The sequence below is a fragment of the Streptomyces sp. NPDC050485 genome (genome assembly GCF_044458185.1).
Lineage (GTDB): Bacteria > Actinomycetota > Actinomycetes > Streptomycetales > Streptomycetaceae > Streptomyces.
The window spans coordinates 93,332-107,866 of sequence record NZ_JBITHR010000019.1; the positions used below are offsets into that span (position 1 = coordinate 93,332).

3 protein-coding genes and 1 CRISPR repeat array are annotated in these 14,535 nt (G+C 70.7%); of the genes, 2 read left to right on the plus strand and 1 reads right to left on the minus strand.

What is annotated here, in order from left to right; genetic code table 11:
- Positions 1–4: 4 nt before the first annotated feature.
- Positions 5–700: a type I-E CRISPR-associated protein Cas6/Cse3/CasE gene (gene cas6e / locus ACIBK6_RS31275; protein ID WP_399054855.1), complete on the plus strand. Its 696-nt coding sequence runs from the start codon at positions 5–7 to the stop codon at positions 698–700.
- An 81-nt stretch (positions 701–781) separates the two neighbouring features.
- Positions 782–1,237: direct repeats of the CRISPR family, unit length 29 nt; unit sequence GTGCCTCCCGCCCGTGCGGGTGTCCGACG.
- Positions 1,238–2,614: 1,377 nt separating this feature from the next.
- On the opposite strand, the gene ACIBK6_RS31280 is transcribed toward cas6e, so the two are convergent.
- The gene (locus ACIBK6_RS31280) at positions 2,615–4,213 is read right to left on the minus strand and encodes an IS1634 family transposase (RefSeq protein ID WP_399054857.1); all 1,599 of its coding nucleotides are present in this window, start codon (positions 4,211–4,213) and stop codon (positions 2,615–2,617) included.
- A 7,314-nt stretch (positions 4,214–11,527) separates the two neighbouring features.
- Between ACIBK6_RS31280 and cas3 the strand changes: the two genes are divergently transcribed.
- Positions 11,528–14,299: a CRISPR-associated helicase Cas3' gene (gene cas3, locus ACIBK6_RS31285; RefSeq protein WP_399054859.1), complete on the plus strand. Its 2,772-nt coding sequence runs from the start codon at positions 11,528–11,530 to the stop codon at positions 14,297–14,299.
- The last annotated feature ends 236 nt before the right edge of the window (positions 14,300–14,535 follow it).

Consider the following 14,535-nt stretch of genomic DNA (forward strand, 5'->3'; position numbering starts at 1 on the left):
CACCATGACCCCCACCGCCCACCTCACCCGACTCAACCTCAACCCCATGTCCACCGAGGCCGCCCGCGACCTCCGCAACGCCCACTCCCTCCACCGCACCGTCCTCACCCTCGCCCCCGACCACCTCGGCGACAGCCCCCGCCAAGCCGCCGGCATCCTCTTCCGCCTCGAACACCACCCCCGCGGCCAGATCCTCCTCATCCAGTCCCAACACCCCCTCAACCTCGACGCCCTGCCCATCGGCTACGCCACCACCATCGACGAACGCGACCTCACCCCCCTCCTCACCTGGTGCCAACCCGGCACCCCCATCCGCTACCGCATCCATGCACAGCCCACGCGCAGCACCCGCCCCGAGAACCCGGAACGAGACGAAAAAGGAAGCCTCAAACGAGGCCGCCGCATCCCCCTCCACGGCGACGACGCCACCCACTGGTGGCACGAACGCGCCACCGCCGCCGGCCTCACCCCCCACACCGACACCACCAACACAGCACCCCAGCCCGGCATCGCCGGCTGGAAAGACAACCCCGACCCTGACGGCAAGCGCATCCCCATCCGTGGCCGTGTCACCCGCTTCGAAGGCACCGCCACCATCACGGACACCACTGCCCTCCACATCGCACTCACCACCGGCATCGGACGCGGCCGCGCCTTCGGCACCGGCCTCCTCTCCATAGCCCCCCTCGGCCGACGCTAGACACACAAACCACCCGGCCCTGCAGCCACGATCCTTGATAACAAAAGAGCAAAGCCCTCAGGAATGAGCAGGTCGTGAAGTGTGCCTCCCGCCCGTGCGGGTGTCCGACGTTGTCGCCGCGCGGGCCGAGCAGGCCCGTGCAGTGCCTCCCGCCCGTGCGGGTGTCCGACACCACCATCATGCAGCTGGTCCGCGAGGTGGCCGTGCCTCCCGCCCGTGCGGGTGTCCGACGTTCAACGCCCGCGTCGAGGCCGCCCGGTTCAAGTGCCTCCCGCCCGTGCGGGTGTCCGACGCTCTGCACGGCCCGCGCACGCCAGCGTGCCGAGTGCCTCCCGCCCGTGCGGGTGTCCGACGCGCAGCGCGCCAGGGGCGAGGGTCGGTAAGCGGTGCCTCCCGCCCGTGCGGGTGTCCGACGGACGCGACGTCCGACGAGATGGGCGACGCGATGTGCCTCCCGCCCGTGCGGGTGTCCGCCGTCGACCTTCGGGTCGATTGCCACGCACCCTGTGTGAAACCTGCCTGTGCGGGGGTCCGACGTTTGGCGGGGCGGTGTCGGCTTAGTCTCCGAGGTACAGCCCTGCCCGTGCGGGCGTCCACTGCCGAACAGGCCAGACTGGAACTGCCGTTGGCTGGTGCCTCCCGCCTGCGCGGGCGTCCGTCGGTGAACATCACCTCATCGCCAGGCTGAAGGTCGTGCAACCCGTCCGTGGAGGGGTCCGCCGTGCTCACATACCTGCCGCAGCGACGGCATGGTGTGAAACCCGCCCGTGCGGGTGTCCGACGGAGTTCGACCCCGAGGTCATCCAGCGCCGTGCGTGCTTGCCGCCCGTGCGGGTGCCCGACGACGACAAGATCCCTGGGCAGAAGAGCATCGTCGTGCCTCCTCCCGTGCGGGGACCGTCGAGGGCGAACTGGACGAGCGGGAGGAGCGTGCCAAGTGCATCCCGCCAGTGCGGGGTCCGCCGTTGCCGTACGGAGCGTTGCCTAGGACGGCGTCGTGCAGTCATGCAGTCCGCCCGAGCGGGTGTCCGACGGTGATCGAGGCCGAGCTGGAGCGGCGGGAGAAGTTCAACCCGCCCGAGCGGGGGTCCGCCGATCAGCACCCACATCACCTACGAGCACGTCCTGTTCAACCCGCCCGAGCGGGGGTCCGCCGCACCACACCATCTGACCGCGGGCGTACGACAGGTTCAACCCGCCCGAGCGGGGGTCCGCCGCACCACACCATCTGACCGCGGGCGTACGACAGGTTCAACCCGCCCGAGCGGGGGTCCGCCGCTCGACGAGCTCGAAGGGGAGCCCCGCGGCTAGTTCAACCCGCCCGAGCGGGGGTCCGCCGCAGACCAGTTCGTGTGTCAGCTGGTCGGGGCCGTTCAACCCGCCCGAGCGGGGGTCCGCCGTTCACGGAGTCTCCGGTGCTCACCGAGCACCCGTTCAACCAGCCCGAGCGGGGTCCGCCGTCGACGACCGTCGCCTCGACGTTGTCCCGGACGTTCAACCCGCCCGAGCGGGGGTCCGCCGTGGTTCACGATCACGGCTTTCAGAGTCGGGTCGTTCAACCCGCCCTTGCGAGTGTCCGTCGTCGACGACCAGGTCGAAATGGCTGCGCCCCCAGTGCAACCCGCCCGTGCGGGTGTCCTGCGCACGGGCGGATGCCGAGATAGACGGGCAGGGTGTGTAACGCCGTCGGCATGGCTCTGGTCGGCCACGACCACCACCTGCCGCCCGAGCGGGGGTCCGACGACAACTACCGAGCGCGCGGACGAAGTTGAGGTGTGTAGCCCGCCTGAGCGGGGCTCCGCCGCTGATTGTGTCAGCGGGCAACCCCGTGCGGGGGTCCGTCGATGATGCAGCTGATGATGCCGGTGATGAGGACGTGCAACCCGCTAGTCCCGTACTTCGCGGGTCGTCGTTTCAGGTCTGTGGCCAGCGGGTTCGTGTGATGTCGGTGTCGAGGAGATCGAGGAGGTGGAGTTGGATGCCGCGGGTGATCTGGACGGTGGGCGGATCGGTGGTGTTGCCGATCCGCAGGGTGAGTTCGCCGAGGTGGTAGAAGATCATGCGGCCGGTGGGGCGGACCCGGCGCTGGTCCGGATAGAGGCCGACCATGGTCTGCTCGGACCCCAGGGCGCGTCTGACCTGCCGTTCGATCAGGCTGAAGACGAGCAGGGCCAGGCAGATGACCTGGATGAGGGCGGCGACACGCCGGTTGTGCTGCACGAAGACCGGCGCGACCGCCAGGGGGCCTTTGAAGTCGTGGTAGCGGCGTTCGACGGAGCCCTGGCCTTTGTAGTGGACAAGGATCTGGTGCGGGCCGGCCTTCTTGGCCGGGATGCTCGTCAGCAGCGCCCACCAGCCGTCCACCGCAGCCTCGGCCGCCAGGACGTCTTGGTCGAAGTGCCACTGAAGGGCGGGAGGTTCGCCTTCGCCTCCGATGATCGTCCAGCGCAGGCAGGAGGTGACGTGCCGCTTGGCGGCGATGACCCCGATCCGTGCTGTGATCTTCTGGTGGGTGCCGTAGTGTCGGCCGCCTGCCGCGCCGGCGAGCTTGTCCATCTCCTCGCCGGCCCGGGCCAGTCGCTTCTCGCGGGCCCGGTGCTGGCCCGCCGCGACAGCGGTGGAGTGCACCAGGATCCGGCGCACCCGGTGCACCGGATCCCGCTTGCGGCGCCCGGCCATGGTGTGAATGTCCTCCAGCACCCGGTAGCTCTCCCGCTTGGCGGCCGGTTTGCCCGCGTCCCGCTCGGGCACCCAGTCCACCGCCTGTGCCTGTGCAAGTTCCAAGGCTGCGTAGACCTCGTCCTTGACCTGGGCAGCCGGGACCGGCGCGATGAAATCCACCCCGGCCGCGAGCAGTGCGGCGACATTCGTATAGGACACCAGCTTGGAATCGGCGACCATCAAGAACTCCCGTGCACCAGCCATGCCTTGCAGGTCCTTCATCGCGCCGACGACCTGGCTGACCTCGGCCGCACCCCCGTCGAAGACACGGGCGTGGACAGGGATGCCGCCGTCGGCGGACACCGCGAGCCCGGCCTGGACCTGCTTCAGGTCCACCCGCCGGTCCTTGGGACGCCCGTAGCCGATGAGCGGGTACTGCTCGTCCTGGCCCTCAACAGGGAAGGCACCATGGACAGACATACTGGTCATGTCCCAGTGCAGCCTCGACACGTCGATGCCGAACTCGGCGATCGCCCGGGCGCCGACCGTCCCAGCGATTCTGTCCAGCGCCGGCGCGATCGCGTCCAGGGCCCGGGCCAGACGGTCGTCATTGAGCAGAGCCGGCTCGATGCCGAACACCTCCTCCACCGCCCAGCACCTGGCCCAGTCACCGACCCGCACCAGCGGCGCGGGCGAGGTCAGCCGGTTGGCCACCAGCGCCTCGATCACCTGCCCATGGGTCAGAAGCGCGCTCGCTCCTCCCGGACACACCTCGTCGACGATCCCGGCGACATCCAGCCGGCGCAGAAACTCGGCAGCGACAGGCAGAGCGCCCAGACGCTTCTCCACCACGGACGTCACCACCACATCAAGGCGCTGACGCTGAAACCGAGGCCGCGGAGACCGGGAAGTCATCGACACACCCCACCCAACGCCACACCACCGGCCCAGGACACCCCCGGACCGGTCACACCATACGAATCAACGACCTGCGAAGTCCGGGGCTAGTGCGGGAGTCCGCCGAGCAGAGCCTCGGTCATGTGGTCGCGCACCGCGTTCAACCCGCCCGAGCGGGGTCCGCCGGCGCCCGGCTACATCCGGATGCCGGTCCGCTGCATCAACAGCCCGTGCGGGGGTCCGCCGGCCCTGACCAGTGGCCCCGGCCTCAAGGTGCTGGTCAACCCGCCCGAGCGGGAGTCCGACGTCCGGCCTGTCGACCAGTTACTGCGTCACCGTGCGCAACCTGTCTGTGCGGGTATCCGCCGCACCTTTTCCCGTCCGCCCTTTGGGGTGGATCGTGCCTCCCGCCCGTGCGGGTGTCCGACGATCACACCGGCGTCGCAGGCCAGGGGCCCTGTGTGCCTCCCGCCCGTGCGGGGTCCGCCGAAGGCGAACTGGACGAGCGGGGGAGCGTGCCAAGTGCATCCCGCCAGTGCGGGGGTCCGCCGAGACCGAAAGCAGGATGGCGGAGCACAAGCGCGACCAACCCGCCAGCACGGGGGTCCACCGAACCAGGGCAAGGCGCCATCAGCCAGTACGATCCAACAACCCGCCCGCGCGGGAGTCCGCCATCGTGCTCGGCGGCCACGACCGAGGCCTCTGTGGTGCAGTCGCCCGTGCGGGGGTCCGCCGCCGAAGTCGTTGGTGATTCCCGCGTCCTCCGGGTGCAACACTCCCGTGAGAGGGTCCAGCGGTGCTCGCCTGGGTCACCCCGGACAAGGACCGGTGTGTCTCTATCGGGGTCGTGCTCGGCGAGGTGCGACCCGCCCACGCGGGAGTCCGCCGTCCCGGGGGACCCCTCCGGACGTCCGCCCCCGTGCAACCTGCCCGTGCGGGTGTCCGACGCTGGTGAGCAGGACGCCGGACTTGGTGTTTGTGTGCTTCCCGCCCGTGTGGTGGTCCGCTGAACGGGGCCGTGCTCGTGGCTTAGAGCCGGGGGTGCAACCCGCCAGCGCGGGGGTCCGCGGTGCGCCGGACCTTCGTGTTGAAGCAGCTCGCCGCCCGTGCGGGGGTCCACCGCCCAACGACGACGGCGAAGTGGTCGAGGGGTCGTGCTTCCCGCCCGTGCGGGTGTCCACCGGCCGTGCTGTCCGAGCACCAGGTGCTGCTGCTGTGCAACTGCCCGTGCGGGTGTCCGCCGTAGAGATGCAGGGGTCATGGACTCGATGGACGTGCAGCCCGCCCGTGCGGGGGTCCACCGATCAACGACTTCTTCGAAGTGCTCGGCGGGAGGTGCAACCCGCCCGTGCGGGTGTCCGACGCTGCGCGGAAGCGCGCGGAATCCGAAATGACCGTTCAACCCGCCCGTGCGGGGGTCCGACGTGGAACGTCTTCACCACCACGGTCCCGTTCATGTTCAACCCGCCCGAGCGGGGGTCCGACGCCAGCGGCCTGCTGGTCTACGTCGCCTGGAACGTTCAACCCGCCCGAGCAGGGGTCCGACGATCGCGGTCGGCACCGACTACATGCCCGGCGAGTTCAACCCGCCCGAGCGGGGGTCCTTCGGACCGCCTCCGGCGGGGCCCTTACTCCCAAGGCGTAACCCGCCCGTGCGGGTGTCCAACGAGTGCCGGCACCGCAGGCGAGCAGGAGAACCAGTTCAACCCGCCCGTGCGGGTATCCGACGGCCTCCGGCAATGGGTGCTACCAACACCCGCCGTTCAACCCGCCCGTGTGGGTGTCCGACATGTCGCTGGTCTTGGTCTGGCCGATGGAGGAGGTTCAACCCGCCCCGTGCGGGTGTCCGACGCTGGCGGGCTACGAGCCGCTGATGGACCAGGAGTTCAACCCGCCCGTGCGGGTATCCGACGGCGAAGGGCTGCTGGGGCGTCACGGCCAGCCGGTTCAACCCGCCCGTGCGGGTGTCCGACGTTCTGGCACCACGGTGGCGACAAGCTGGTCGTATGCAACCCGCCCGAGCGGGGGTCCGACGTCGAGCCCTGAACGTCGCGCCCGTACGGCACGGTTCAGCCCGCCCGTGCGGGTGTCCGCCGCAGGCGATGTACATGCAGATGCAGCGGATGCAGTCCAACCCGCCCGAGCGGGGGTCCGCCGGGGGCGGACGTCCCCGGAGCCGAGGACGAGGAGTCCAACAACCCGCCCGCGCGGGGGGCCGTCGGCACGGCTGGAGGCCGAGCTCGCCGAGACCGCGTTCAACTTCAACCCGCCCGTGCGGGTGTCCGCCGCCGAGCCGGGCCTTGAGGCGGGGCCACCAGCCGTGAAGACTGCCCATACGGGGTCTGCCGATTGCGCATGGGAGATCCCTCTCGGTGAGAACGTGCAACCTGCCCCCATGCGGGTGTCCGCCGCCGAACCCGACCGGGGTGGTGAACACTCACTGGTTCAACCCGCCCGTGCGGGTGTCCAACGCACCAGCCGACCACCACGACGGCGGCGCGTCCGTGCAAGTGCTGCAAGCAATCCGCCCGAGCGGGAGTCCGCCGTCCGGCCTGTCGACCAGTTCGCGTCACCGTGTGCAACCTGCCTGTGCGGGGGTCCGTCGCCCTGGTTGGCGAAGTCGACGGCACTGCGGTCGTGCAACCCGCCTGCAGGGGTCGGCGCATGGGCCAAGATGGCGACCCCGGCCAAGTCGGTGCCTCCCGCCCGCGCGGGGGTCCACCGGATCCGGGTGTGCTTCATCAGAGTGCTCCGGGGCGCCCATGCAGGGGGCCGACGAGGACCAGGACGTGAGGTCGCCGCCATGCAGCCTGCCCGTGCGGGAGTCCGCCGGCCGGCAAACTCGGCGGCGGCCCGCTGATGCTGTGCAACCCGTCCGTGCGGGTGTCCGCCGATCCCGCTGGTGGAGGGCCAGCACACCCGTGAGTGCAACCTGCCCGTGCGGGTGTCCGACGCTGGTGAGTAGGACGCCGGACTTGGCTTTTGTGTGCTTCCCGCCCGAGCGGGGGGCCGACGGAGTAGTCCATGGCCACAGTCAACGAACAGTCGTTCAACCCGCCCGAGCGGGGGTCCGACGCCCCGGACGATGGGCGGCACGACCAACACGGGGTGCCTCCCGCCCGCAACCGCCTCGCCCCCCGCCGAGTGCCTCCCGCCCATGCGGGGGTCCGTCGAACACTAATGCGGCTGCTGTCCCCAGTGTGATGTTCAACCCGCCCGTGCGGAGTCCGTCGTTCAGCTCCCGGCTGGCCGGGGCGGTGGGGCGGCCTTGTCGTGCAGCGCCCTGTGCGGGTGTCCGTCGACCTGCCCCGGTCCGACGGCCGGCAGCTGGCCGTGCAACCCGCCGGTGCGGGGGTCCATCGGAACACGAGCGGGCGGGCGAGATGGACCCGATGTGCAACCCGCCAGCGGGAGTCCGCCTGTCCGGCGGACCTTCAGGCCGCCGAACACCAGTGCAACCCGCCCGTGCGGGTGTCCGACGCCCATGATGGCTGACCTGCGCGAGTCCGGGTCGTGCCTCCCGCCCGTGCGGGGGTCCTTCGGACCGCCTCCGGCGGGGCCCTTACTCCCAAGGCGCAACTCGCCTGTGCGGGAGTCCGCCGGCCGACAGGCTTGGACAGCAGACCGCCCGGGCGTTCAACCCGCCCTAGCGGGGGTCCGACGTAGTCGGCAACTGTGGGGTGCTCGCCCAGGAAGTTCAACCCGCCCGTGCGGGTGTCCGCCGATCCGGGCTACTGAGCGAGGTCTGAACGTCTCGTTCAGCCCAGACGTGCGGGGTTCCGCCGACGCTGGAGAAGCCGACCCTCGGGCACGCCCAAGTGCGACCCGCCGGAGGAAGCCGTACGGATGCGACCCCTCAAGGCGTGCAACCCGCCAGCGCGGGTGTCCACCACAGGTGACCTGGGCCAGGTCGAAGGTGGTGACGTTCAACCCGCCCGTGCGGGGGTCCGTCGGTGCCCGGCGTCCTGGAGGGCAGGGCGTCCGGTTCAACCTGACCGTGCGGGTGTCCGACGCGGACAGGTCACGGATCGAGCGGGGTGGACTCCTTCAACCCGCCCGTGCGGGGTTCCTTCGAGGTGTGCCGTTCCTGGGTCATTCGCAATGCAATTCATCCCGCCCGTGCGGGGGTCTGCCGTTTAACACCGCGTTCACGGACGATCCTTTCGTGTACAACCCGCCCGTGAGCGGGGCAGTGGCCGTTCGTGCAACCTGCCCGTGCGGGTGTCCGTCGTCCTGGCTGTCCGTACACTTCCGGCCCATGGAGTGCGTCCCGCCCGTGCGGGGGTCCGTCGAACACTATGGCCGCTGTCCCCAGTGTGATGTTCAACCCGCCCGTGCGGGGCCCGCCGCTCACGGAGGCCGCGCAGAAGAGGGACGCCGGTGCGATGGTCCGTCGGCCTCCGGCATTGGTGCTCCAACACTCCTCCGGAGCAACCCGCCTGTGACCTGTCCGCCGAACGAACGGCATCGGACGAGGCCGCGCCTTCGGCACCGGACTCCTCTCCACACGCCCGGCGCTAGACACACAAAACCATCCGGCCCCGCAGCCACGAACCCTGATAGCAAAAGAGCAAAGCCCTCAGGAATGAGCAGGTCACGAAGTGTTCAACCCGCCCGAGCGGGGGTCCGACGCCCAAACGCACCCCGACGCTCGCCCAACCCGCCCGAGCGGGGGTCCGACGCGAGGTTCCCGACCAGCGGCCGGACGGCTGGGGTTCAACCCGCCCGAGCGGGGGTCCGACGGTCAGGGCGACGGTCAAGCTCGACGAGGAGTCGTTCAACCCGCCCGAGCGGGCGTCCGACGGCCTCGCCCGTCGGCGCGGCGCAGAGGGGCTCGTTCAACCCGCCCGAGCGGGGGTCCGACGGTCGGCCCGCGGCCCAGCTTCGACCAGCTGACGTTCAACCCGCCCGAGCGGGGGTCCGACGTCGACCGCATACCTGGAGAGGCAGTTGGAGAGGTTCAACCCGCCCAAGCGGGGGTCCGACGGCCTCGTTGGCGGCTTCTTGCAGGCGCGTGAAGTTCAACCCGCCCGAGCGGTGGTCCGACGGCGGTGCCGCAGGCCTGCGCTGAGGTGGCGGCGTTCAACCCGCCCGAGCGGGGGGCCGACGGTATCGTCACTCCGCGACGATACGGAGCGCTGGTTCAACCCGCCCGTGCGGGGGTCCGACGGAAGCGGCTCGCGAGGCGGCCCGGAAGGCAGAGTTCAACCCGTCCGAGCGGGGGTCCGACCTGGTACGGCGAGCTGCGCCGCCGCGGCCAGGAGTTCAACCCGCCCAAGCGGGGGTCCGACGGCCGCGAAGCCGGAGCAGGCCGCGCTGTTCGAGTTCAACCCGCCCGAGCGGGGGGCCGACGCTGAGGCGCAACGGCTTGTTGGTCGAGGGCGAGTTCATCCCGCCCGAGCGGGGGTCCGACGTGGATTTCGGTGATGGCTGCACCGGGCATGGCGTTCATCCCGCCCGAGCGGGGGCCCGACGCTGATCGTGCTGGCCGGCCTGTCGCGGGAGTCGTTCAACCCGCCCGAGCGGGGGTCCGACACTGATCGACGGTATCGAGCAGCGCAGGGCAAGGTTCAACCCGCTTGCGCGGGTGTCCGACGCTGATCAACTCCACGGCGTGGGCGGTGGTCGCGTGCCTCGCGCCCGCGCGGGAGTTCGGCGGCCCAGGACACACGCACGGCATCGGGGTAGGTGTGCAATCCGCCCGGCAGCCCTGTGTACCCCGCCCGCGGGCGGGTGTCCGACGGCAATTTCGCCTTCCCTGTGCACCCGAAAGCGGCGCCTCCCGCCCATGCGGGTGTCCGACGTCCGGCTGCGGCTGTGGGCCGAGCAGGCTGCGGTTTAACCCGCCCGTGCGGGTGTCCGCCGGTGATCCAGCTGTCCCTCCTGAGCCGCCACAGGTGCAGCCCGCCCGTGCGGGTGTCCGACGCGCCAACACCGCTCTTGACGCCCCATGGCCCGGTGCATCCTGCGCGGGTGTCCGCCGACCACCAGCGGAACCGCCGAGATCACTTGGAGGTGCGACCCGCCGGTGGGGGTCCGCCGGCGGGCATCGCCAGGACGCCCACCCACGCGGCGTGTAATCCGCCCGGGCGGGTGTCCAACGCTGACCTGATTGGTACTTCAACAGCTACGCACGTGGCCTTCCCGTCTGGGTGTCCGACGTCGCAACGGGTCGTAATGCTGGCGAACCCGCCGAACCCGCCGAACCCGCCGAACCCGCCGAACCCGCCGAACCCGCCGAACCCGCCCACCTGTACCGCCTTGACCTGTCCGTCGAAGGAACCCACTCGTGCGGGGAACCGTCGCCGGTTGTGCCAGCGGGCAACCCTGACCCAGTGCAACCGCGCGGGGGTCTCCGTCGGAGACGACGGCCAGCATCAGCGGGCCGCCACCGTGCGATCCGCCCGTGCAGGGGTCCGCCGAACCCGCTGCTCATCGCCTCTGACAACAAGCAATGCAACCCGCCTGTGCGGGTGTCCGACGACCAACGCCTACGGGCTGACGACAGGAACCATGCGCAACTCGCCCGAGCGGGGGTCCGACGGGTGGGGTCGGGAAAACCGCGAACCATCAAGTTGAACCCGCCCGTGCGGGGTCCGACGGTGGTGAGGTGCTGGAAGAGCGCCCGGTCCTTGTTCAACCCGCCCGCCCGAGCGGGGGTCCGACGTCGACGGCGCTGCGGTCGCCGGAGATGAGCTTGTTCACCCGCCCGTGCGGGGCCGCCGAAGGACCTCAAGAGTTCCGCGAGATGCTCACCCCGTAGGCTGCCAGGCAGATAGACCCGACCGCGCGGGTGTCCGCCACAGGTGACCTCGGCCAGGTCGAGGATGCTGACGTGCAGTGCAACCCGCCCGTGCGGGTGTCCGACGTCGCCGGAGAAGCCGGCCAATCCGGCGGAGGTGTGGAACCCGCCCGAGCGGGGGTCCGCCGCTCCGCGAGGACCTGCAAGGCGCCTTCGTCGAGTTCAACCTGCCCGAGCGGGGGTCCGACGTCATCTCTATGGAGCCCGACTTCGGCCCGGCCGTTCAGCCCACCCGAGCGGGGGTCCGACGAAGAACCGGCCCGAGATCAAGGCGCCGATCTGGCTTAACCCGCCCGAGCAGGGGTCCAACACGGCTGTTGGAGGCGACGGCGCCGAGCTGCGGGTTCAACCCGCCGAGCGGGGGTCCGACGCCGAGGGCAATCCCATATCAGGTCGTGATCAAGGTCAACCCGCCCAAGCGGGGGACATTTTCCGTGCGTAGTTCCATTGTTTGAGGTGATTAATCTATGAAGTTTGTTCTGTGTTCTTGTGTGTGGGGGAAGTCTGACGAGCTTCCGGCCCCGTATCCGTTGGGCTGTCATGCGCTGGATACCGCGGCTGTCGCCATGCTGCTCTGGGATATTCATCTCTCGGCAGGCCAGCGTCGGTTCGTGGCTGAGTCCTTCGGGGTTCCGGAGTGTCAGGCGCGTGCTCTAGTGGCGTTCTGGGCTGGTCTCCATGACCTGGGGAAGTGCTGTCCTTCCTTCCAGTCGTCGCAGACGGGGCCGGAGCCGGAGTTCTTGGAGCGGGAGGAATTCGCGTCGCCAGCTGGCTGGATGAACGAGGGCTCCGTGCGCCATGAACGGGTCACCCACCTTGTTCTGCCGTCCATCCTGGCCGACTACGGATATGACGCCGCGTCGCGTCCGGGGAAGTCGGTGGCCCATCAGGTGGGGCAGATCCTCGGGGGACACCACGGGGTCTACGGCCCGATGCTGGACCGGGTGACGCTGAGGCACCCGGGCCGCTCCGAGCCGCGGATCGGGACGGCGCCGGGCTGGCAGGAGCAGCGGGCCGCGTTGGTGGATGTCGTGCACGCGGCGTGCGGACGGCCTGTGGCGCCGGGGCGGGTGGCGCCCGCTGGTGCGGCGGTGCTGGTGACCGGGCTGGTGGTGCTCGCGGACTGGATCGCATCCGGCCATACGTGGGTGCGGGCCCGGCAGACTGACTGGATGACTGCCGGAGATGAGGACTGGCAGGCCCACTTCCAGCGGGCGTACACCGCTGCGGGCCCGGACGTGGAGGAACTGCAGCTCGCGGCACCGCAGTGGGCGCCTGCGGCCGGGTTCTCGGACGTCTTCCCGGAGATCACCCGGCCGTACCCGTTGCAGGCCGACATTGCAGCCCGGCTGCCTGGCCTGGTGAGCGGACCAGGCATTCTTCTGGTGACCGCTCCCACCGGTGACGGCAAGACGGAGACCGGGCTCTTCGGTGCCCGCCTGCTCGGCGCTGCGGCCGGCCATCCGGGACTCGGCGTGCTGCTGCCGACGATGGCCACGACCGATGCGATGTGGGAGCGTGTGCGCGCCTACGTCCGCCGTGCCGCGGCGGCCGACACCCCGGTGACTCTGCTGCACGGAATGGCCTGGCTGAAGGAGGCGTACTCCACGGACGCTCCGGATGCCGAACTCTGCGACGACGGCGTGTCCACGACGGCGGGCGACTTCGTGCGTCGCAAGCACCTCGGCCTGGCGGCCGGCACCGCGGTGGGCACCTGGGACCAGGCCGCGATGGCTTGCCTGCCCATGCGGTTCAACACCCTGCGCTGGCTCGGCCTGTCCGGCAAGACGTTGATCATCGACGAGGCCCATGCCTACGACGCCTTCGGCCACGCCCTCACGGTCCGCCTGTTGCAGTGGCTCGGCCACCTCGGCGCACCGGTCGTGCTGTTGTCCGCGACCTTGGCTGGCAGTCTGGCCGAGCGCCTGGTCCACGCCTACCTCCAGGGCGCCGGACACACCGCACTGGAGCCCGTCGCCCCGGCCTACCCCGGCTGGCTGTTCGCGGACGCCGCCACCGCCACCGTGACCGCCTCCGGCACCATCCCCAGCACCCGCGCGCACCCTCTTACCGTCGACCAGCACCTCGTGCACCACACCCACGACCCCAACGCCGCCGACGGCCGCGCAGCGACCCTCAACCACCTTCTCGCCCCGCTCTACGAGGATGGCGAAGCGGCGGGCGCCGTCCTGGTGGTCTGTAACACCGTGCCCGACGCGCAAGCCACCTACCAGGCCCTCGCCGCCCGCTCCGGCACCCGCACGCCGAACCTCCTGCTGCTCCACGCCCGCATGCCCCAGTGGCAGCGCGAAGACCTCACCCGCCAACTCCTCGATCTCCTCGGCCCCCGCGCCCAACGCCCCAGCGAGCCGTGGATCGTTGTGACGACCCAGGTCGCCGAGCAGTCCCTCGACGTCGACTTCGACCTTGTCGTCACCGACCTCGCCCCCCTGGCTCAGCTCCTCCAGCGCGCCGGCCGCGGACACCGCCACACCCTGGGCGGCCGCGGCCGCAGGCCCCGCTGGGCGCCCTCTGCGCGCCTCGTGGTCCTGGCACCCGCCGGAGAGCTCCCCCCACCGGCGTGGGGCAACGTCTACGACCCGGCCCTGCTCAGGCGGACCCGTGACCTGCTCACCGAGCGGGCCGACAGCCCGGTCGCCATCCCGGAGGACGTCACCTCCATGATCGAGACTGTCTACGCGGACCTCAACACCCTTGCCGAGGAGGCCCTTCACGACGACCACCGGCGCGCCGGCCGGGACGCCGCGCACGCCGCGGCGGCCGACACCGCCGCCATCCCCGCCCCCGGCACTCTCACCGACCTCTACCCGATCACCGACCGCGACCTCGATCCCGACCTGCTCACCACCCGCCTCGGCGCCGACTCCGCCCGCCTGCTGCCCGTCTACAAAACCGCGGACGCCACCTACTGGCTCGACCCGGAGTGCACCCGCCCACTGCCGATGCCAGCCCCCGGCCACAAACGCCTCACCCGCGCCCAGGTCGCCGACCTCGCCCGCCTGAGCGTCCCCGCCCCCGGCACCTACCTCCCCCAAGGCCCCGACACCGCCGTACCCGGAGAATGGAACAAGACCCCACTCGTCCGCGAACTGCGCCTCCTCCCACACCGCGTCCTGCCCAACGGACACATCCACGGCCACCGAACCGAGCGGCACACCCTGCGCCTCGACCCCATCCTCGGCCTGGTCCGCACCGCGGTCCGCGAATCCTCGGGGTGACGCGGCTTGCGCCCACGACAGGGCGAGCGGACCAGAGGCACTGCACCCCTGTACGCCACTTCGCACAGGCAGGGTTGGACCCGCGGGGCAGGGCGAGTGGCATCCGGCAGCGTGAGCGAACCGCCGCGGACGGCACGAGGCGCTCCCGACGCCACGCGGGTCCCGTCTGGGAGCCGCAGAACTCGGTGCGAGTTCGCTCGCCCACTCACCTTTGCGGACGTAGCTGGCGGTGCCCG